This window comes from Veillonella fallax (assembly GCF_020687175.1).
Lineage (GTDB): Bacteria > Bacillota > Negativicutes > Veillonellales > Veillonellaceae > Veillonella > Veillonella fallax.
Map to the genome: position 1 here is coordinate 102,885 of NZ_JAJEQD010000002.1, position 21,705 is coordinate 124,589.

At 39.3% G+C, this 21,705-nt stretch carries 15 protein-coding genes and 1 pseudogene; 1 reads left to right on the forward strand and 15 read right to left on the reverse strand.

Annotated elements, in window-relative coordinates:
* Positions 1 to 297: 297 nt before the first annotated feature.
* The 4 genes and pseudogenes from tnpA to LKD20_RS01345 all read right to left on the reverse strand — a co-directional run bounded on the left by tnpA (position 298) and on the right by LKD20_RS01345 (position 10,430).
* Positions 298 to 704, reverse strand: a pseudogene (gene tnpA, locus LKD20_RS01330) (IS200/IS605 family transposase).
* 653 nt (positions 705 to 1,357) lie between these two features.
* Entirely contained in the window at positions 1,358 to 1,831 is a 474-nt protein-coding gene (locus LKD20_RS01335; protein WP_227720649.1) for a hypothetical protein, read from the reverse strand.
* Positions 1,824 to 8,657: a two-partner secretion domain-containing protein gene (locus LKD20_RS01340; protein WP_227720650.1), complete on the reverse strand. Its 6,834-nt coding sequence runs from the start codon at positions 8,655 to 8,657 to the stop codon at positions 1,824 to 1,826. The genes LKD20_RS01335 and LKD20_RS01340 overlap by 8 nt, the downstream gene beginning before the upstream one ends.
* Positions 8,658 to 8,732: 75 nt before the next feature.
* Entirely contained in the window at positions 8,733 to 10,430 is a 1,698-nt protein-coding gene (locus tag LKD20_RS01345) for a ShlB/FhaC/HecB family hemolysin secretion/activation protein (protein WP_227720651.1), read from the reverse strand.
* A 259-nt stretch (positions 10,431 to 10,689) separates the two neighbouring features.
* On the opposite strand from LKD20_RS01345, the gene LKD20_RS01350 reads away from it, so the two are divergent.
* Positions 10,690 to 11,427: a stalk domain-containing protein gene (locus LKD20_RS01350; protein ID WP_227720652.1), complete on the forward strand. Its 738-nt coding sequence runs from the start codon at positions 10,690 to 10,692 to the stop codon at positions 11,425 to 11,427.
* Between the two features lie 126 nt (positions 11,428 to 11,553).
* Here the strand turns inward: LKD20_RS01350 and LKD20_RS01355 are convergent, their stop codons facing one another.
* The 11 genes from LKD20_RS01355 to hisB all read right to left on the reverse strand — a co-directional run bounded on the left by LKD20_RS01355 (position 11,554) and on the right by hisB (position 21,691).
* A complete protein-coding gene (locus tag LKD20_RS01355; protein ID WP_009352164.1) occupies positions 11,554 to 11,949 on the reverse strand; it encodes a hypothetical protein in 396 nt (131 codons plus the stop codon).
* 119 nt (positions 11,950 to 12,068) lie between these two features.
* Positions 12,069 to 13,682, reverse strand: a complete 1,614-nt coding sequence (locus LKD20_RS01360; RefSeq protein ID WP_009351863.1) for an AsmA family protein — start codon at positions 13,680 to 13,682, stop codon at positions 12,069 to 12,071.
* A gap of 204 nt (positions 13,683 to 13,886) precedes the next feature.
* Positions 13,887 to 15,719, reverse strand: coding sequence for a carbon starvation CstA family protein (locus LKD20_RS01365; RefSeq protein WP_081442687.1), 1,833 nt, complete (start codon positions 15,717 to 15,719; stop codon positions 13,887 to 13,889).
* A 247-nt stretch (positions 15,720 to 15,966) separates the two neighbouring features.
* Positions 15,967 to 16,737: an imidazole glycerol phosphate synthase subunit HisF gene (gene hisF / locus LKD20_RS01370; protein ID WP_005387501.1), complete on the reverse strand. Its 771-nt coding sequence runs from the start codon at positions 16,735 to 16,737 to the stop codon at positions 15,967 to 15,969.
* Positions 16,738 to 16,752: 15 nt separating this feature from the next.
* Complete coding sequence (hisH, locus tag LKD20_RS01375) at positions 16,753 to 17,376, reverse strand: imidazole glycerol phosphate synthase subunit HisH (protein ID WP_227283427.1); 624 nt, start codon at positions 17,374 to 17,376, stop codon at positions 16,753 to 16,755.
* Between the two features lie 200 nt (positions 17,377 to 17,576).
* On the reverse strand, positions 17,577 to 18,653 hold the full coding sequence (gene hisC / locus LKD20_RS01380) for a histidinol-phosphate transaminase (protein ID WP_227720653.1): 1,077 nt from the start codon (positions 18,651 to 18,653) through the stop codon (positions 17,577 to 17,579).
* A 155-nt stretch (positions 18,654 to 18,808) separates the two neighbouring features.
* Positions 18,809 to 19,135 (reverse strand): phosphoribosyl-ATP diphosphatase, encoded by a 327-nt coding sequence (gene hisE / locus LKD20_RS01385; RefSeq protein WP_005387497.1) that lies wholly within the window; start codon positions 19,133 to 19,135, stop codon positions 18,809 to 18,811.
* A 2-nt stretch (positions 19,136 to 19,137) separates the two neighbouring features.
* Positions 19,138 to 19,455, reverse strand: coding sequence for a phosphoribosyl-AMP cyclohydrolase (gene hisI / locus LKD20_RS01390; RefSeq protein ID WP_227283425.1), 318 nt, complete (start codon positions 19,453 to 19,455; stop codon positions 19,138 to 19,140).
* Between the two features lie 113 nt (positions 19,456 to 19,568).
* Entirely contained in the window at positions 19,569 to 20,327 is a 759-nt protein-coding gene (hisF, locus tag LKD20_RS01395; protein WP_227720654.1) for an imidazole glycerol phosphate synthase subunit HisF, read from the reverse strand.
* 27 nt (positions 20,328 to 20,354) lie between these two features.
* On the reverse strand, positions 20,355 to 21,074 hold the full coding sequence (hisA, locus tag LKD20_RS01400; RefSeq protein WP_227720655.1) for a 1-(5-phosphoribosyl)-5-[(5-phosphoribosylamino)methylideneamino]imidazole-4-carboxamide isomerase: 720 nt from the start codon (positions 21,072 to 21,074) through the stop codon (positions 20,355 to 20,357).
* A 26-nt stretch (positions 21,075 to 21,100) separates the two neighbouring features.
* Complete coding sequence (gene hisB / locus LKD20_RS01405; RefSeq protein ID WP_227720656.1) at positions 21,101 to 21,691, reverse strand: imidazoleglycerol-phosphate dehydratase HisB; 591 nt, start codon at positions 21,689 to 21,691, stop codon at positions 21,101 to 21,103.
* Positions 21,692 to 21,705 lie beyond the last annotated feature (14 nt).

Below are 21,705 nucleotides of genomic sequence, written 5' to 3' on the forward strand. Positions count from 1 at the left end.
TATAAAATATAAATTCTGCGTAATCATTCAATATAAATAAATTATATCATACGTAATGCAAAAAAAGTCTTACCTCAGTCTAGTTAAACAGTTAGCATCAACTAACGCATCTAATAACATAGCTATAACATGCCCTCATACCTCAAATAAACGGAATCAGAACCACCCTTAAAACGGGTGGTTTGCTCACGGGCTATAAGTCCGTAGTACTAGGCCAGCGTCTAAAGGCTCTGGCTTTCACTACGTTCAAGCTGCATAGCCATTAACTCGTAACCTTCCCCTCAAAGAGGATATGTATTATTTGCTACCCTTAAAGGGGGCCTCATATTCTTTTACACTTAACTTATCCTTCATTTGGTCATGTAACTCTTGCTCACGTATATATTTTCTTACTGTTGCCTCATTTAGACCTACTGTACTAACATAATATCCCTCGGACCAAAAGTGACTATTTCCAAATTTATACTTTAAGTTTGCGTGTTTATCGAACATCATAAGTGCACTTTTACCTTTTAAATATCCAATAAAAGATGATACTGCTATTCTGGGTGGGATTAATACTAACATATGTACATGATCTGCCATGAGCGCCCCTCTATACTCTTGACGCCCTTATATTCACATAAACGCCTCAATATTTCACGTAAACTATTTCTATATTGATTATATAAAACTTTACATCTATACTTAGGTGTAAATACTATGTGGTATTTGGATAACTATTTTGTGTGCGCAAGACTCTGTGTCTTTGTTGCCATATAAAATCACCTTTCTTTTGCATATAATGCGGCTTGAACACCTACATTATACTTAAGCAAGGTGATTTTTTGTATAACTTTCGTTGCCGTACCCGCATAGCGGGTGGTTTTATGATTCGCGACTACGTCACGAACCAGTCTAAAGACAATAAAAAACTCGCCCATGACAACATAACGTCAAGGACGAGTCTATAGTTCTATTCTTATACAATTATTAGAAAATACTTGTATTATGCTATAAATCGCGGTACCACCTTGTTTGAATGCAGTGCATTCCCCTTTCGCAGGCTACTAAAATATCCCTCACGACTAACGCTCGTGTGACGTCACACCATACTAGGAATGAAAGTTCATTCTTTTCCATGCGCCCTCGGTGGTCCATTTAATAAGCTGCATACTACGGGTTCTTAGCTAATCCCGCTCTCTGTGAGTGCATTCCTATTTTTATCTCCACCTCATCGGTTTCTTTTAGGCGAGTATAAAATTATAATCTGATTATAATTTTTCTATAGAATGAAATTCAAGGAGTTTTAATTTTGATTGTTGCTCTATTATGGAAATATTATTAGCATACAGTCCTATATATTGCTAATAATTCATCAAAACAAGGATGATTCCTTTGCTTTATCCTTGCCTTGCTCAATAATCTCTCTGACAATGGAGTAGTCATTACTATCTAATGCTTCTAAGCGATTTAAAACAATAAAATCATTCCCATATATGTTAGATAATTCTTCTAATGAGTTAGTATATATACTGAACTTTCCATATGTCTGAACGAAGTCATAATATCTTCCATTCGGAATCTTTATAATTTTAGGATTTATAACATTCATCGTAATAATAGTTATTCCAGACTCTCCATAAAGATATAACTTATCTCCTACTTTGCTATAACTATAAATATGTTGCTCAAACCCATTATCCCGCCACGTATCTTCAAATGTATGATTGGCATGCAATTTATATCTTCCAAAAGTATAATATTTATTATAATCATAGTTAATGAAGGTCAATGCATACTGTGAAAAAATAATACCCCCTAGCAAAAGAAGAAAGATAAATTTATACATAGAATAACATCTCCTCAATATCTTTCGAATCTACATAAAAATCATATGTTGTTTTAAATCCAAATGTCCGTCTATATCCTGATTGCTGTAAAATATAAGCAGCTTCATAAATTCTCGGATACGAAACCAATTCTGCTAACATTTTATCATGATTCCAATTATCTATTATAGTAATGATTGAATCATCTCCACTAGACTTATTATAAGTCGTAATTGTAGCAGCACGCCCTAAGGCTAAAGCAGGATCCATTCCATAGACATAAAAATTATGAGAATTTATATATGTAGGCATAGATACTTGTGAAGCATTAGTATTACGATAGGCATCTCCTAATATGTGAAGATTCATCGCACGATATTCTGATGATCTAAAAGTCTGATTTACTACCGAATTAGGACCAAATGTATAAATTGGGTAACCATGCTCTGTATAATCTACAGCAATAATACCATGTGCATTGGGGTTTTCATCTAAGAAAAAACCAAGTAGATCATTTGCCGCAGGGGTAAGACCAAATGCCTCTGCATGATTATGTGCAAACAACAAATCATTATATGCTTTTTTTATCTCCTCCTCGCTATAAGGGTTACCTTCCGCAAGTTGTTCTAAATACTCTTCATCAAAAGTCTTTTTAAAATCAAAATATCCATTTAATCTAACATCTTTTGCATGTTCTGTTAACTCTAGATTCCACTTAGTTCCATATTGTGCTTCAGCTGCACCTGTTACAGGGGAATAACCTAAGCTACCATTTACAGCAGCACCTAATAAAGCACTTAATGTTTGAGCTACATCAGGTTTTTCTTTTGCAATTTTTTGAATCTCTCCAATTAATGCTTCATTGGTAGCTCCAGCATAAAACCCACTACCCGGTTTATTCCCTGCCATACGAGCAGATACTTCAACGACTACACCATGAGCTATTGCTTTTGCAGCTTTACCTTCTTTAGAGGTTGGATTCCAATTATGTAATTGTCCAAAGGCTTCTTTTGCAAATAACTTAGATAATTCTTGACGTTCTTCAATTTTCTTTTTATCAAAGATTTCATCAAGCTTATTCAAGCTATCTTTTGTATCTCGAGACAGTGTTTGCATATTAAAGCCAGCATCTCGTACTTCTATTGTACCATCTGAAATAGCGGATTTTGTAGTAGTAGAAGTAGATTTGCTAGAGTCTGGTAACAGATTAGGTAATGTGCCTAATGTATTCCACACAGCATCTTTTCCTGCTTTACTAAGGTTCTTAAAATTACCTACATGATTATAACTCATACCTACATTACGAGACGTATATTCTGCCGTATTTTCAACATCTTTAACATCCAATGATTTAGTGGATAATTTATTTTTATTAGTCTCTGCTGTACTATCTATAACTGCGCCTGTTAAAGATGTTGTTTCAGCCGTGTTAATTACAAATCCACCATCACCTGCATATATCCCCGCTTGATCAGTAACACTTGCATAATCACTTTTCATTTTACCTTTGCTTGAGCTCATAGATACATTACTTAGAGAACCCACATTTGTAGATACACTAAACCCTTTATTAGAGCTTTCACCTACATATGTCTTTGTATCTTGTAAGCTTTCAATAGAAAGATTTCCACCTACGTCGGCTGTTACAGATTTACCAATTACCTTGGAGCCACTGATATAGGTATCCTTTCCTGATGTAATATTAACAGCATCCGTACCTACAACAGTAGTACCAGTATGTGTTGTTACCTTTGTATTACCCTTTTGTTTTGCAGCATTAGCACTTGCATCAAAACCAAGTATACCGCCACCAGTAACACTAATATTAGCCCCAACAGACCAGCCTTTACTCTTAGCATTTTCAAGCTTTTCACTTGTATTCGTTGCCGCTTGTAAAGATACATCATTAGAAGCCACTAATTTGACTGATTTACCTGAAATTGTTTCACCAACAGCTTTAATATTTCCTTTGATAGAGTCTGCACTATTAGCCTCAATTATAATATCTCCATTACTTTCAATAGAGCCTCCATCAAATGTGTTTGCTTCATAGGAAGATTCACTTCGACTACTGCTAGAGCCAATGCTTACACGAATATTTACAAGATTATCTGCTTTAGCACGTTTCTTAGCCTTATATCCAGCTTGATTATTTTCTAAATCAGCTAACTCTGCATTTCCCTTACTTATATTAGCTTCGCCTACTTTAGTTTTATAATCAGTAACATTTGCTGTTGTTGTATTCGCATATCGATTCATAAGAGAAGCATTTTTAAGCTCTTGGGCAGATGCTAATTGGGCTTGTCCCAGCTCTTTTAATTCAGTTCCCTTTTTTAATACAGAACCCGCAGTATAGCTTTTATAATCGTGAATATTCGCAGTTGCTGTTTTTAGTTCTTTTCCTGCTTCCATATATTCTAGTGCAGCCAAACGTTTATCTTCACGACCTTTAGCTTTTTGTTGTAACCCATAAGCTGTATTAATAGCATTCGCAACAGAGCCTCCAAGACTCACCGTAAGACCAGAAGATTTATATTCGTGACTTTCTTTAGAAAGGTAATGATCTTCCTTGCCATCTAATACTATATCTTGACCACTAAGTCTAATACCTTTATCCGCTATAATATCCGTCGTAGTCAAATGAACTGTATCACCAGCTTGTACAGTAACCTTACCATCAGTAGATCCTAAAGTAGTGGCTTTATGGGTAGTTTCATCAATATAATAGTTATCTTTCGATTGTTTTTTACCAATCATGATACCCATACCAGCACCCATAACACCAGATTTTTTTACATCTTTAGATGCGGTACTTAAAGTATGCTCTGCCGCTGCATCAGTTATTACATCATGACCTGCTAATACAGATGTTCCTGCGGTACTCACTATATTAGAAGATGTAAGTGTCACATCATTATTAGCACCCACCACTACAGTGTGACCACTAAGTGTGCTCATTAATGCATTTTTAGATTCATCATTCGTTTTGATCTTAGTTTCTTTTTTATTAAGAAGACCTTTTTCTTTGTATTTTAACGCAAATGCATCCTTAGATTCACTGTATCCATTTTCAATAGATACGTCATGTTCACCAATGACTTTTACAGCACTAGAGTCACTGCTAACGGTCAAATTACGAGCCTTAACATCATGTTTAGCACCAATAGATATATCTCCACCAGCTTCTATTGTCGTTCCCAGCTCAGTTTGACGATAGGTTCGTAAATAATTATCGCCATCTTGAGTCATATCTTTTTTAGCAGTAAGAGTATCTGTAGTACTATTAATATCATGTCCAGCTGTAATAGTGATACCACCTTCTTTACCCAATGCTTCGATAGTTGTACCACCTAGGTTTACATCATTGCCAGCAGAGACAATCATAACTCCTTTATCGCCAGTTACAGCAATACCTGCTGTTTTATGTAAAACATCTTGGTTTGTTAAATGTTCAATAGAATTGTTAAAAGTGATATTCTCTTTTGCTTGTAATTCTACAGCATCACGCCCTACAACTTGACCTTGTTGGTAAATAGTTCTATCCGATTGCAAACCAACTTTTTCTGCATTAATGTGACCACTATTAATGATATCTTTATCAGATGCAAGGATTACTGTTTTGCCTTGAATCGCACCTTCATTTCGGATGCTTTCCTTTGCATTCATAACTAATGTATTAGCACTAATTAAGGTCCCGTCAGTATGTAACTGCAATCTATCACTTTGTTTAAGGTATACTTTAGGATAGATTACCTCAACAGGTTTACCCTCTACCATAACAACATCTTTTACAAGCCAGACCATATCACTAGTGAGACTAGCTGCTTGTTCTGCCGTCAGCGCTACACCTGGAGCAATACCATGTTGTTTGGCGTATGCAATACCAGCATCCATTAAAGCTTTAAATTGACTTTCATCATCTGTATACCCATCAAGGAATCTATACCCTGTACCAGAGACAATCTGATTTCTAACTAAGGTCTGCTCATACAAACCATCTCCTAGTCGTTTTTCAATATTCTCAGGCTTTGTCTTCATCTCTTTATACATATAATCAGATGATAAAAAGGCTTTTTTATTTGTGAATTGTGGGTCTGTTTCAACTACATAGTTAGCAGTACTTTCAGGATGTATTCTATACAAAGATTCTGTAGGCAATGACAAAATATTAGTTCCTGCTGTTGGTTTAGATGCATCATTACTGCTATCTTGTGCAAATGGATTTAAGAAGTCTTGTACCTCTTTACGGTGATTAGCCCCTACCTCACCTTTTGCCTTACCATTTTTGTCTTCTTTCTTGCCTACCCCAAGTGGTATTGGATTCTCTTTGTCTACTTGTGGCGTCATAAATACTTGCCCTTTATAACCTCGGCGCCAAGATTTATGTGGCCATCTTCTTTTATAGGTATACGTAGCTTCTGTAGTGCCAAATGTATTAGTCACTTCTTGATTTTCTTTTGCAACTTGATTAATAGCACCCGTAGTAGCTAACGTACCACCTACAACCATTTGACTATTTTCATTAGTACCATTTCCAGTAAATGACATATCTCCACCAAAGCGTACTACACCTGGTGTACTATTTTTTACTTCTTCATGAGAAGTCATAGTCTTAGTTCGAATTATAGTATAATCATTAATTTTTTCATTAGCCACACCAGAGATTTTTTGGTTATGCAATTGAGCCTTTGCATTATGAACTTTAATTTTATCATTCAACGTTGTCAAAATCGGCTTAAATTGTGCATCCCATGCCTCTTGTTCAGGACCTGCTGTTTGAGGACGCTCTGTCGTCATAGATGTAATGCCAAATTCCTTAAAAATTGGATCATCATAGGCATATGACGGTACTTGTGTGCCAATATATTCTGCCGGAATTGGTTCTTCACCAGCCGCTTGCTCTTCAGGTGTAATTTGTTCTACAGTAACATATTCTGCAGCTTCATAAATTGGCATAGGTGATGATTTTCCATGATCATGATAGGCACCATAGCCGCTAGTTAAAGAACTAAACTCAGACTTTTTAAAGGCTTGACCACGCTCACTGTGATTTTTATCTGTAATTAAAATCTGATCTTCTTGCTCTGTAAGCATAGCATCATTACTTGCACCAGAAAGACCTTTTTCAATTTCAGGACTAACTCGTTTTGCTGTAAAAGAAGAGTTCTTATTTTGATAGTCTTTACTTCGGATGACACCTTTTCCTAATCCCTCAATAGTACCACCGATATTGTGCAATGTGTCGTGGCCATCCAATGTCATAGTGCCACCACTATATATAAGAGATTTTTCTCTATTCAAGATAGAATCCGCCTCAATAGTTACATCTTCTCGACCTGCAATAGTACTTCCTTTATGAGCAGATAATTCCTCTTGTACTAACTTAACAGCTTTAAGTTTTTCATCATATACTTGAGATAGTTCTTTGATTCGGTTCAAATATTCATCTTGTTCAGTTTTTGATGTAAAAGCTGTAGTATCTACAGCATAAGCTGCTTCAAGCTTATCTTCTGCAGCCTTCATATCTGCCATAGCAGCATCTAATTTAGATTCTAACGCTACATTCTTACGATTTTCGAGTACCTTAGTTTGTATCGCTACTTTTCCACCATAAATGCGACCATTCTCTATATTATGTAGTTCTTTACTATTAATTGTTGTAGTGCCACCAGATACAATTACCGCGTCAGTATTACGAACAGTACCTGCCTCAATAGACAAAGAACCATTACCTGTCACAGCGCCCTGAGTATTAGCACCAGCTGCCATGGTATTTTTGTTAGTTAAAGTTTCTTCTACCTTGATATGTCCATTCTTAACGGATGTAATATGTCCTGTATTAGTTAACTTTTTTGTTTCTAAACCTAACTCTCCACCAGAAGCAATTGTCTTTGTATTCTGTATAGAGTTTGCTTTAGCCACGAGACTTGTATCCGATTGAAGCGTACCATTAACAGATAGATGACCATTAGCATCTACTGAAACAGATTGAGTCCCTGCAACTACACCATTAAGATTAACACCTACACCAGCTTCAGTACCGACCATAGTAATATGATTCGCATACATCCCTCCAACTGTAGCCACATCTAAGCCAATCGTCGGCTTTGTTTCAGTAGCCGACAAGTCTAAAGCTGTAGCCTTTAAATTCTTGGCGTCAATATTATTTTGTCCAGTACGAGTATTGAGTTTATTTGCCCAAACACCTGCATTTACATCAATAGTTCGCGCCAAGATAGACACAGAATCTGCACTTTTTCCATTAAGGCCTTTACCTTCAATAGAGACTTTGCCTTGTTCTACACGGTAATTTTGTAAATTTCCAGCACTATCTAATTCTGGTCTACCTGTAGTTAACACAGCATGCTCCGTATTAAGGAATCCTCCACCATTAACGGTAATGCCATTAGGGTTAGCAACCACAACGGAGGCTTTTTGCCCCGCCACTTCTAAATAACCATTCATAGATGTCGGTGTATCTGATGTAACTTGGTTTACGATAACCTTTACAGTCCCATTCACCATGTTACTATTACCTTGCACATAGCCAGCAAGTTCTGTTTTACTCGTTACATATGAGTTATTTAAAATAGCCCCTTGTTTCTCTACATTAAATTGATCATATTTATTCATAGAGACGCCACCATTAGTAGGGGCCGTCACGTTAACTAGTGGAATCTGATTAGCTGTTTCCTGAACTAACGGTCGTTCAGTAACAACAGCATTATTATCTGGCGTAATTGGTGCAGCCAACACCATCGATTGAGATGCTACAAATACACCAAAGGTTAGCCAAGACATTATCTTTCGTCCTAGCGTACGTCGTTCTTGATTTGTTTTACACATACAACTCTCCAATTATATAAATACTAGCTCAACACATGCTAGTTCAACACATATATAGTCATAATTATATTGAGATTAGAATCTGTACCCTACGGTAAATCCGCTATAAAACTTTTTCGTATGATACCCTTGCGGTTTATATAAAGGGGTACTAACAAACGCATCAAACAATAAACCTGATGCATAGTTACCCCGTACACCAAGCGCAGTGCCTGCAATTGTTTTGCCGACTAAAGCTTCTGTACTTTTACCATATACAGCCCCAACATCAAGCCCAAGATATACTTCCGTATTAAGGCGAGGAATCATAGATGATACTTCATTGCATACATACCAACCACTATCACCCATAAGCGTATATTCACCATCGAAGCCATAGATACTATATCGATTACCTATATTGATAGTATCTACACTATATACTCGTTTACCACCTTGAACCCACTGTCCATGGAATGAAGAGGTAAAGGATGCAGGTCGATGGCCCATAACAAATGGTTTGCGATAATCTACATCTACAAGCCACATATGATATCTAGATGTAGGACCTCCCATAGCAACAGATGCCTTATGTTCAGATTGTGCACCAAGTGCACCTATCCCCCATTGGAATCCCAAACGAGAATACAGCGTAGCATTCCCAATATATTTACGATTAGAAACACCAAACTCCATTGAAGTGGTACGTAAAGCTTGCACAGGTATTTCCATATCATTGATAAATCGATGATTGTGTCGTGTGCTAATAGAAATATCAAATGCACGCTTCTCACGTTGTGTACGCGACCAAACATGATTCCATTTCGCCTTCATAGTAGTGGACTTACCACCGTATGTGAAATCATAAGGATTAGATTGAATAGTTTGATGATATCTTGATTTAGAAAAGCTAAAACTAAACGTATCTTTCCCATGAGGTATCACATAATTGAGACTAGCTGCGCGAGTTCCTTTTATACTACCCGCACCGCTAAGGTCCCCGGACAACGCCATAGTAAAGGTATCATTAGCTCTGAACACTTGGTCAAAAGATGTTGTAAAACTACCTTGATATACCCCTGTAGACTCTAGACCACTATTATCGAAACTAATGGATCCATGTACTGGTTTATCCTGTTTAATCGATAGTTCAATAATAGAAGTACCAACAGATGTACCTGGAAGTAACTTCATTGTTACCGATTGAGATGATACGCGTTTCATCTGCTCCAGGCCTTGTTCTACATCTCGGATATTAAGGATATCTCCAGGCCGCACAGGAAATGCAGTGCGCCAAGGACCATGTGCTGAAGAAGTACTATACCGAATATCTTCCACTCGACCAGGCATAACCATAAATTGTAGAGTTCCAGCATTTAAATTTTGTTCTGGAATATATACCTGAGAGGTAACATAGCCTTTATCTAGTAATTTACGTTGAAAGGCATTACGAATATTAGTAATATCTGATACAGTCACATGTTTTTGCTCATGCTTACGAGCAATCTTATTTAGAAACGATAATTCTTTAGGCACACCATCTAACTGTATTTGCTTAATATAAAAAGACGCACCATTCTTATCTGAAGGTACGTCTATAAGTGCCGGCTCACTGACAACGGTTCCTACGCGCTCCGCATCGAGGCGAAGATTACGTTCTCGTTGAGTATCTCGGTCTTGTTGTAATTGCTCTTGTTGAGTCATAGGTATAACAGGATCAGCAGCCTGTACCATTAAAGGCATAGACAGGCTATATACACCTAAACTCAGAAGAACTAAGCGTTTTATATTCACAAAACTCTCCTATAAACATACTCTAACAACACTAATCATGACAAATTCATGAAATACGTATCATCAGAATAACACAATTAAAGTTTTTTTTGTAAAGTATAAAATTATTTTAAACATTATTCAATTAAAAACTATTAAATAATGAGTGCGATACACCCTCATTTAAATTGTATAAAATTTAAGTTTATGATAAAATTTTCATATACATTTGGTAATGTTAATCTATTCAGAACAATATAACACCTTATGGAGGTCACTTATGAAATTAAAACAGCTTATTTTATCTAGCATCGCTGTAGGTGCTTTGACTTTCACATTTGGCACAGTACAGCCTGCACAGGCAGCTATTGGCATGGAAAATCCAGGTCCTGCTATGAATCTTGAAAAGCCAGCATCTGTTACGACTGCTCATCACATCAATGTAGATGGCAAGGTTGTTGAGCCTATTAATGGTCAGCAAAATGTAATCTACGTAGATGGTCAACCGCTCGTAGCATTGCGCCAAGTGTCTGAAGCATTGGGCTATAAAGTAGCGTGGGACGAACCTACTAAAACAGCGTTGGTAGATATGAACATCGCTACATTAGCAATTCAACCAAATTCTGCAGAAGTTGTACGCCATGGCAAATTAAAGGTTATCAACCTTGATACATCTGAATCCTTCTTGCCTGCAGCTCGTAAGGTAGACGGCACTATCTTTGTAAAACCACAAGTATTCAAATTATTATTGAATGAAGTACGTGTTACAAAGGATGAAATCTTTATCGCCCCTCAACGTGTACAATTGGCATCTACTACAAATACAGAGGTATCTCACAAAAACGACCTCAGCACCTTCTTGCCGCCATCCCAAAAGGATGTAAAGAAAGTAGATCCAAAAGCGACTGAAAAACCGCTTATTAAAATCAAAAATTCGTTAGCTAAAGATACAACAACAGGCGATACAGAGTCTAATAAAAAATCCGAATACCAACGTCGAAATGGCTTAGATCGCTAATCCCTAGGCATACAACAAAAGGTCCCCAATGGACTGCTCCCCCATTAGATATAATCTTAGGGTGTACAGTCTACAAGGGACCTTTTTATTCTGTAAATGTAACTGAAATGATTATTTCAAAATCAATTATTTGCCAAAACCATAGCGGTTAAGTGCCGTATTACCATTACCATATATAGCCATGATCTTCGCCATGAAATAGTCAGCTACTGCTAGAGAGTATGCTGCAATATCATTGTAATCAGAGTATTTTGGTGCAACATTAGTCACAGTAATGTTTTCAATAGTAGTACTAGCTTTAGGAGTAGTTAATTTATTTGTAGTAGGTGCAGGATCTGTAACAGTTACTGTAGAACCCATGGCTGGATTAACATAACCTGTTGGAGTAGATACTGGTGGACGTTGGGAATCAGTATATTTGTAGCCATAAGAAGCGTCTGCTTGTTGTGGTGCTACTGTAACAGCGCCAAAAGCAAGTACAGCTGCTGCCAAAACGATAGAGAATTGTTTTGATGCTTTCATAAAAAACCTCCAAATAACATAAAAGTATTTTATCAAAAATTATGATAACGGAGATTTATTATAAACTATCTACATAAACGCACAATGAAAGAGAGTTAATATCATTTATATTTCATTTATCACTTTATTTTGATACCTTTGAAAGCATCTTTCACCCCATCCATTTGGCGTTTTACATTATCAAAGGATGCTTTTAAATCCTCAGGAGGCTTAAAGTTATCGAGATCTTTAGACGACTCAGATGCACGTTTGCTATTTTCGCCAGCTTGCTTCATGCCAGCTTTAATCCGATCCATATTCTCATCGATCTCATCGAAGGATTCGTCGTAGATGATAAAATTACTGCCCCCGTGGGACGTAATATTGAGTGGCCCCATTGTAAGCTGACCATTATCGATGCGAAGCGCATCTGTGGAAATGGTCGTAATATTCGTATTCACCTTCACATCACTAAAGGACAGATGCCGCCCCTTATTGTGAAAGTTCCCAGTAATGCTTTGGATCGGTATAAGCATATAGTGGCCTTCTCCAGACCAGAAATTACCCCACACCTCCATATCACGAGGCAAGCCTTCGCTTTTAAAGTTCAAATTAGCCGACACCGGTACAACAAATTCAGGTGTTTTAAGAGCCTCACTACTATCAAGGTCCTTTGCTATCCCTGTAATCGTATAGGCTCTTGTATCTAGATTATATACACCTTTTGCCTCTAATTTGCCACTATATACATTAGCATTAACATTTTCAAAATTTAAAATGCCATCTTGGTACGTCACATCACCCACTACGTTTTCAAAGGTAAGCGCAGGAATACGTAAAATAGGCATCGTTACACGGCCTTTAGCCAACGGTCGATTAAAATCACCAGTTACTCGCGTCAGCAAGGTCATAGCATCGTGAATATCATCGCCAAAACCAAGAGAGGCGGGGTCCACACCTTTCACATCAAACTGTAAATCTAACTGAGGCATGCGATGCTTTAACACATCCTTTAAATCAACGCGACCTTTTAGTGTCATTCCATCACCAATAGCGGTTCCACCAAACTTACCGGTTTCCATATCAATGCGAATAGCGCGCTTACTATCAAGATGGATTTTAGCCTCTACATTCTTCATCACATAGTGACGATTTTTCTGAAAGATTTCTAGCTGATTATTTCTAAGTGTAATGGTAAGGTCCAAATGTTGACCTTCCCAATTAAAATTACGAACCTTTTTAGCCAATTCCTCTTGCCGATCTTGCGTCGTCTTTTTAGGCGGCTTAGGTCGCGGCTCCACCTCATCAAGAGGCTTATTCACATCAGGTGAGGCAGGCACGAAGTCGAGCCGGTTGTTATCATCTAAATCGACTACAATGGTCGCATCATTTAGCTCGATTCCGTTTATGGCAGAAGCCTTAAAGTTACGAGTGACTACGTCCCACATATTAACGCGTATCTTACCACTGGGAACGGTGAGCAATTCACGACCTTCAGGGTCCTTCCACACCAAATCGGTAAAGGATAATGTCCCCCACGGCGTTGCAGTTAAACTCTCTACGGTTACAGAACCACGCATCATCGTTTGTCGCGCCATAACCTCGTTGAAGATAACACCCATCCCACGACTCGCTATTGTAGCCAATACAAAGAAAATAATCGCTCCAATGGCAAGAAAAGCAGCAATGCCTTTTAGGCCTTTCTTATACAATTGTTTATATTTTGTCCAATAGGAACGTATGTAATATTTCATAGCATTATTATATCATGATGCATTTATATTTTTATTTTAATGGGGCCCCAAAACATATCGGCCTGAATATTGAAAGGAGTGTCCCATTAAAATAAAATAGCTCCACTAATCTTTAAAAATAATAAGGCTATAAAGCATTATCTAGAAAAAAGAAATAGAAAAGACGAGGTTAAACCTCGTCTTTTCTATTTAATCTTTAAGATGTTATGCTTTTGCTTGTTTACCGTATTTTACAAGGCTTTCAGCTTCAATTTCTTCTTGAGTGCGATAGTCTTGAGGAATGTCAGACAAACGAATCCAGCTGCGAACTGCTTCTACTAATACGATAAGGATCATGAGGAACATGGCAGCACTGAATGCTACTAGGATCCATTTACCAGCTGGGATATAGCTGTTAAATACGTTTTCAAAGTCTGCAGCAATAGCAACGATAGCCATTAGGATACATGGAATACCTGTAACCCATGCATAGCGTTTGCGGCCAAGTCGCATAATAACTGTAGTACTTACAGCCAATGTCATAGTACCTAATAATTGGTTAGATACGCCGAATAGAGGCCAAATAATACCGATGTTACCTTGTAGAACTAGGTAGCCCCACAAGATACAAATTAAAGCTGCACAACCATATACGCCAGGAGCCCAATGTTGGTCGTTGAATTTAGGATGGAAATGACCTAATAATTCTTGAAGTAAGTAACGACCTACGCGAGTACCAGCATCGATCAAAGTCATGATGAACAAGGCTTCGAACATGATACAGAAGTGATACCAGTAACCCATCAAGTGATCCATGTTAGGCAATCTGGAGAAGATATGAGCCATACCTACTGCTAAGGATACGGCGCCACCAGGACGGTGCATCAAGTCTTCACCAACCATTGCGGACAACGCTGGCAATTCATGAACTTGAAGTCCTAACGCTTTGAAGGATTCTACTGTGGAGTTAATAGCAAAGTAATCGTCTGGATGCAATGCAGTCGCTGCGATCAACGCCATCATAGCGATGAAGCCTTCTGTTAACATTGCGCCATAACCGATAGGTAAGATTTCTCTTTCATTAGTAAGCATTTTAGGTGTTGTACCAGTTGCAATAACAGTATGGAAACCAGATAACGCACCACATGCAATAGTAATGAAGATGTAAGGGAATACAGAACCTTTCAATACAGGACCGCCACCCCAGATATAAGGAGTAACAGCTGGCATTTGGATTTCAGGCATTACGATGATAATACCGAGAGCCAAGGCGCCAATTGTACCGATTTTAAGGTATGTAGACAAATAATCACGAGGAGCGAGCAATAACCATACTGGCAATGCTGCTGCAAAGAAACCATACACGGCAAGCATAATTTCAATAGTTTGCAAGTCGTATGTGAACCAAGAAGCATATTCGCTAGCTGCGATGTTAGGACCGTAGATAATGCCTACGAAGATTAACGCTACACCAATGATAGTAGCCTCTTGGATTTTACCAGGACGCAACCATTTCAAATAAATACCAATGAAAATTGCAATTGGAATTGTAGCAAATACGGAGAAGAACCCCCATGGGGAGTTATGCAATGCGTTAGCTACTACTACAGCCATACCCGCAAGGGTGATAATCAATAAGAACAATGTAGCAAGCATCGCACCGAAACCAGCTAATTTACTGATTTCTTCGCGCGCAATATCCGCGATTGACTTACCGTCATAGCGAACTGAAGCGAATAAGATAACCATATCATGTACAGCACCAGCCAATACAGAACCGATTAGGATCCATAAGGCACCAGGCAAATACCCGAACTGGGCTGCAATAACAGGACCTACGAGAGGGCCTGCACCTGCAATGGCTGCAAAGTGATGACCAAAGGTTACCCATTTGTTAGTTGGCACGTAATCGTGACCATCGTTGTGAACCATAGCCGGCGTCGGACGATATTGGTCCAAGGTCAACACCTTAGCCGCTATGAAAGCCCCATAAAAGCGGTACGCTAAAATTAGAATACACGCGGAGGCTATAACTAAGTAAATACCATTCATAACCATATAAACACCTCCAATTGTCTTGTGTGACATGGTGTTATATAAAAATATCTGATAAATCTTTTGCACATCCATGCCACATTGGCTCTCTAAACTTTTAGTACTTACAATAATTATTGTATATCTAAACATAAAAGTGTCAATTATCGATTTCTCATTTTGAATGTACATTATGAGTTAAAAGCATAATTAAAAAGCATTCTCCGTTAATAAGAGAATGCTTTTAGCGTTTTATTTTGATAGTAATTATCTATTGTCTTACCACGATGCCTGCTGCGTGAAGTGCTTTTTTAATATCTTTTATTGTTAATACTTTATTATGTAGCAAGGCACTAGCGAGGGCTCCAGTTACATTTGTTTTTGTAAATAAATCCACAAAATGCTGTATATTCCCAGCTCCGCCAAAGGCTGTTACAGGCACATCTACAACCTCTGCCAAGGCTTGATATAATTCGATATCAAAGCCGAGACCTGTACCGTGTCTATCGATACTCGTTACCAATAACTCACCTGCACCACGGTCAACCGCTTCTTTCGCCCATTCTAAAGCATTTTTGCATTGTGCCCCCGGATCATTGGATGTGCCATGTCCATAAGCATACCACATTTTTTCAAAAGGATTATATTTTACGTCTAAGCACACGACTATGCCTTGATTGCCAAACTTCTTTGCCCCTTCTGTGATAAGGGATGGATTAGATAGTGCCGCTGTATTAATAGAAACCTTATCGGCACCAGCTTTCATAAGCTGCGTCATATCCTCCACAGACGTAATGCCACCACCTACAGTTAACGGCATAAATACCTTATCCGATGCATTGAGTACTATATCAGTAAAGGTTTTACGGGCTTCTGTTGTAGCCGTTATATCTAATAATACAAGTTCGTCCGCCCCTTGTATCTCATAACGTTCCGCACATTCAACGGGATCGCCAGCATCAACCATATCACGGAATTGCACACCATTCTGAACGCGACCATTTGCTACGCCAAGGCAAGGAATAATACGTTTCGCTAACATAGAATAGCCCTCCTATTATTTCACCGCTGCGTAGGCTTCTGTAATATTGCCAAATGTACGCAACAAGTTTAGGCCTACTACACCACTTTTTTCAGGATGGAATTGCATTCCATACACCCTACCGCGCTCCACAACGCCAGGTACATCGATGCCATAATTTGCAGTGGATGTAATAAATTCAGGGTCTGTATCTACATAATAGGAATGAACGAAATAGGTATATTGATTGTCTACATTGCTGAAAGCACTGTCTGGATGGTGCACTGTATTTTTGTTCCACCCCATGTGAGGTACACTGAGGCCAAGGTCACGAGGGATTTCTTTTACCTTGCCTGGAATAAGTCCTAAACCTAGTGTTGGACCATATTCTTCGGACTCTTCAAATAATAGCTGCATACCTAAACAAATACCTAATAATGGTATTTCTCGTTTTACCACTTCATGAATGACATCGACGAGACCACGCGCCTTAAGAACGGCTACTGCCGATGCATAGGCGCCTACACCTGGCAAGAGAACGCCATCAGCATTTAGTATAACCTCAGGATCTGCTGTTAGCACTGCATCAAGTCCGATGTAGGCCAACGCTTTCTGGACATTAAATGTATTGCCCGCATCATAATCTATAATGGCAATCATAATATACTCCTTTCAACAGCCTTAATGAGCCCCAGTCATTACTAGGGCTCGTCGTTCACGTCGTTTTCGTTATATATATTCTCTAAACAGGATACAAACTCCTGCCATTCAATTAGGTAAAAGCTAAACTCCATTCTATAGAATGAAAGTTGATATCATAAGGCGCGAATCATTAGTATATATGATATATCCCATATTGATTAATTCATGAATTGTTTTAATATACCGCGCATAACAGCTCCATCTTGAGCCATTGGAATAGTAAGTCTCAACCAACCTTCTCGTTGTCCACGGCGCACTTGATATCCTTCTTTTAGCCATGCATCGGCTAAGCCTTCTGCATCAGGTACAGCAAAGAAAATAAAGTTTGCTTCACTCTTGTAGTAGTGAATGCCTAATTCATCAAATAAGTTTTCCCATTTAGCCCGCTCTTCTGCATTTTGAGATATCGTTCTTGTTAAGAATGCTTGATCATCAAAGGCTGCTTCTGCTGCTACTTGGGATAAAGTATTGAGATTATATGGCAAGCGGATAGTTTGCATATAGTTAGCAAGCTCTAAAGGCGTCATCATATAGCCTACACGGTAATTTGCAAGACCATACGCTTTGGAGAAAGTTCGCATAATAGCTACATTTGGGAACTCATCTAGCAATGCACGTGCTGTAGGAACATCTACGGACGTAACGAAGTCAATATAGGCCTCATCGATGATAACTAATGTTTCTTTTGGTACTTTTGCAATAAAGTTACGGATATCTTCAACAGTCTCATAGGTACCTGTAGGGTTATTAGGATTACAAATCCATACGAGGCGTGTTGTGTCATCTACAGCTTTCAACAATGCGGCGAAATCATAGTGACCTGTTTCAAAATCAGCTTGGACCTCGCGAATTTCAGCGCCCTCAACGAGACCATTTAAAGCATACTCGGAGAAGGCTGGTACGCTTACCACAATGGAGTCACCCACGCTGATCAAGGTTTTATTGACCATGGCGATAACCTCATCAAGGCCTACACCGATAACGAGTTGCTCCGGTTGTACATTCCAATACGCAGCTAATTTCATACGCAAATCAGTGGCGTTACCATCAGGATAATAGTTAGCATCATTATGTGTGACATAGCTAAGGATAGCCTCACGCACTAATGGAGATGTACCATATGGGTTTTCGTTGGCTGACAAGCGCACTAATCGGTCTACCCCAAGGCGTTCCTTTACCGCTGTAGCAGGCTCCTCTGGTATATAGGGTTTCAATGTGCGAATTATCTCTTTCATAGGCTATCCTTTCTAACTATTTTCTTAACGTATATACACGCGTTCAAACTCATTTTTTGTTTATATACTCGTCTAAACTCATATGTACGTATTTCAATGCAAATACATTTATTAAAACTCATATGAACTGATGTAAGCTCATACAATAGCGTGCATTATAAATTCGTAATCTCTGGGCGATCTGTAGTCTTGCTCACTACGCCTTCACGGCTCGCAAGTTCTGCCTCAATGGCTTCGTAAGGAATATTTTTCTCTGCTAATAATACGAGCAAGTGATACAACACATCTGCTGTTTCGTAAATCAACTCTTGAGGGTCTTCGTTCTTTGCAGCGATGACAACCTCTGTCGCCTCTTCGCCTACCTTTTTCAAGATTTTATCGAGACCTTTATCAAATAAATAATTCGTATAAGAACCTTCCTTAGGTTGCGCTTTGCGGTTCTTAATAATTTCGTATAATTCGTTCAATGTTTGTTGTGCCATAACTAACTCCAATCTACATCATTAAAGAAACAGCTTGTGCTTCCTGTGTGACACGCAGGGCCTTCTGGCTTAACTTGAATGAGCAATGTATCTCCGTCGCAATCGAGGGCCATACTCACCACATGCTGCACATTGCCACTCGTGCCGCCCTTGTGCCATAGTTCTTGGCGAGAACGAGACCAAAACCACGTTTCCTTTGTTTCTAGGGTTTTGTGAAAGCTTTCTTCGTTCATCCACGCCACCATGAGCACGTCTTTTGTGTCTGCGTCTTGCACAACCGTTGGCAATAAGCCATTTCCTTTTTCAAAATCCGGTTTCATATAGTAATCCTTTAATACAAGTAATCTTTTCAAAATTCAATGTTTTGTTTAGTACCTTTACCATAGTGGAGGCATTTAAGCCGTTTACCATACTCTAATTATGTAAATTACTTTTATCGTACGGTAATTCCTCGAGCTCGTAATTCGTTTTTAAGATCAGGAATTTTAATTTCTCCAAAGTGGAAGATAGATGCAGCTAGTGCACCAGTAACGCCAGTTTGCTCGAAGAGGTCTATAAAATCTTGAACCTTGCCGGCTCCGCCAGATGCGATAATAGGTACATCTACAAAGGCTTCAATGGCCTTATATAGTTCGATATCAAAGCCAGATTTAGTGCCGTCCTTATCCATGCTCGTTACAAGCAATTCCCCTGCTCCACGAGAGACAGCTTCCTTAGCCCAATCGAGGGCTTTCCATTCGGTGCGCTTACGACCACCATGCGTATAAGCGTACCATTCGCCAGTCTCTTCGTCTGTTTTTACATCGATAGCCACTACCATACATTGGTTACCAAACTTTTGAGCTCCTTCTGTGATGAGTTCAGGATTTGCAAGAGCTGCCGAATTCAAAGATACCTTGTCGGCGCCAGCTTTCAACAAAGCCGTCATATTATCAACGCTCTTAATACCACCACCAACGGTGAGCGGCATAAATACCTGGGAAGAAATCTCTTGCACCACGTCGCGCATGGTGGTCCGTGCATCGACAGTAGCCGTAATATCTAAGAATACTAATTCGTCAGCCTGTTGCTGTTCATAGGACGCCGCAATATCTACGGGACTACCTACATCAATGAGGTTAACAAAGTTAACCCCTTTTTTAACGCGCCCATCATCCACATCAAGGCACGGAATGATCCGTTTCGCTAACATAATTCTACTCCCCACTAAGTGTTCAAGTTACCGTTGATTGTACCCGGCAATTTCCTCTAATGTAATCGTTCCTTCATACAAAGCCTTACCAACGATGCTATCCATAACGCCTTTGGCTTCAAGGGATTTAATATCTTCTAAATTACGAACGCCCCCAGACGCAACAATGCGCGCTGTAGGGAATTCTTTTTGCAAATTACCAAGCAAGTCCTCGTTAGCGCCTTGCATGGTACCATCGCGGTCCACATCGGTAACGATGAAGTACTTTGCGCCGCCTTCAACCATGGCGCCAATCAAATCGGTCATAGGTACATCAGATTGATCGAGCCAACCTTCAGCAGCGACCTTGCCATTTTTACCGTCTACACCGATGACGATGCGCTCTGCACCATATTCAGCAATCACTTGTTTGGTAAGCTCTGGATTTTTGAGGGCCACAGAGCCGAGGATAACACGGTCAACGCCTAAGCCTAAATAGAGGTCAACGGCCTCTTTATCGCGAATGCCTCCACCGATTTCAAGAATGCCTGTGAAAGCTGCACGCACTGCTTTTACAATGTCTACGTTAACAGGTTTGCCCTCCTTAGCACCGTCTAAATCGACGAGGTGTAGCGCCCCCACCTTGGCTGCTTCATATTGTTTTGCTTGGTCTACTGGATCAGGATTGATAACCGTTTCCTGTGCGAAGTCACCTTTATAGAGACGAACGCTGCGACCATCTTGTAAATCTATAGCTGGAAAAATCATAGATTCTCCTTTATTAAATGACTATATTAAATAACGCCCTTTGTAGAGTTTACCCCTTGAATATCTGGGTTAATCGTAACGGCCTTGCGCAAAGCACGGCCTGTAGCCTTAAACATGCTTTCAATGATGTGGTGCGTATTGCGACCATATAAATTGCGAACATGTAAATTCATAGCAGCACTCATAGCAAGGGCTTGGAAGAAGTCCTCTACTAGCTCAGTTTCAAAGTTTCCACCTAGAACAGGAGTGCTCCATTCGCCTTGGAATACGAGGTATGGACGGCCGCTCAAATCGATTACAACTTGTGTTAAAGCTTCATCCATAGGAACCCACGCATCACCGTAACGCTCAATGCCAGCCTTATCGCCTAAAGCTTTCACCAAGGCCTGCCCTAATGCCAGGCCGATGTCCTCCACAGTGTGGTGAGCATCTACATAGGTATCGCACTTTGCCTCTACTACAAGGCCAAAGCGTCCGTGTTTAGCCAGCAGCGTCAACATGTGGTCAAAAAAGCCAATGCCTGTGGAGATGGAGCTCGTTTGCGCCCCATCAAGGGTAAGTTCTACTTTAATATCTGTTTCTTGAGTGGTGCGTTGCACCGTACCTGTGCGTATCATAACGACCTCTATAC

Bases quoted from the DNA above. Each gene is read 5' to 3' on its own strand.
- LKD20_RS01335 (WP_227720649.1), bottom strand. From the start codon at position 1,831: ATGTATAAATTTATCTTTCTTCTTTTGCTAGGGGGTATTATTTTTTCA.
- hisE (WP_005387497.1), bottom strand. From the start codon at position 19,135: ATGGCACAACAAACATTGAACGAATTATACGAAATTATTAAGAACCGC.
- LKD20_RS01340 (WP_227720650.1), bottom strand. From the start codon at position 8,657: ATGTGTAAAACAAATCAAGAACGACGTACGCTAGGACGAAAGATAATG.
- hisF (WP_005387501.1), bottom strand. From the start codon at position 16,737: ATGTTAGCGAAACGTATTATTCCTTGCCTTGGCGTAGCAAATGGTCGC.
- LKD20_RS01360 (WP_009351863.1), bottom strand. From the start codon at position 13,682: ATGAAATATTACATACGTTCCTATTGGACAAAATATAAACAATTGTAT.
- hisC (WP_227720653.1), bottom strand. From the start codon at position 18,653: ATGAAAGAGATAATTCGCACATTGAAACCCTATATACCAGAGGAGCCT.
- hisA (WP_227720655.1), bottom strand. From the start codon at position 21,074: ATGATTTTTCCAGCTATAGATTTACAAGATGGTCGCAGCGTTCGTCTC.
- hisB (WP_227720656.1), bottom strand. From the start codon at position 21,691: ATGATACGCACAGGTACGGTGCAACGCACCACTCAAGAAACAGATATT.
- hisH (WP_227283427.1), bottom strand. From the start codon at position 17,376: ATGATTGCCATTATAGATTATGATGCGGGCAATACATTTAATGTCCAG.
- LKD20_RS01365 (WP_081442687.1), bottom strand. From the start codon at position 15,719: ATGGTTATGAATGGTATTTACTTAGTTATAGCCTCCGCGTGTATTCTA.
- LKD20_RS01350 (WP_227720652.1), top strand. From the start codon at position 10,690: ATGAAATTAAAACAGCTTATTTTATCTAGCATCGCTGTAGGTGCTTTG.
- hisI (WP_227283425.1), bottom strand. From the start codon at position 19,455: ATGAAACCGGATTTTGAAAAAGGAAATGGCTTATTGCCAACGGTTGTG.
- hisF (WP_227720654.1), bottom strand. From the start codon at position 20,327: ATGTTAGCGAAACGGATCATTCCGTGCCTTGATGTGGATGATGGGCGC.
- LKD20_RS01355 (WP_009352164.1), bottom strand. From the start codon at position 11,949: ATGAAAGCATCAAAACAATTCTCTATCGTTTTGGCAGCAGCTGTACTT.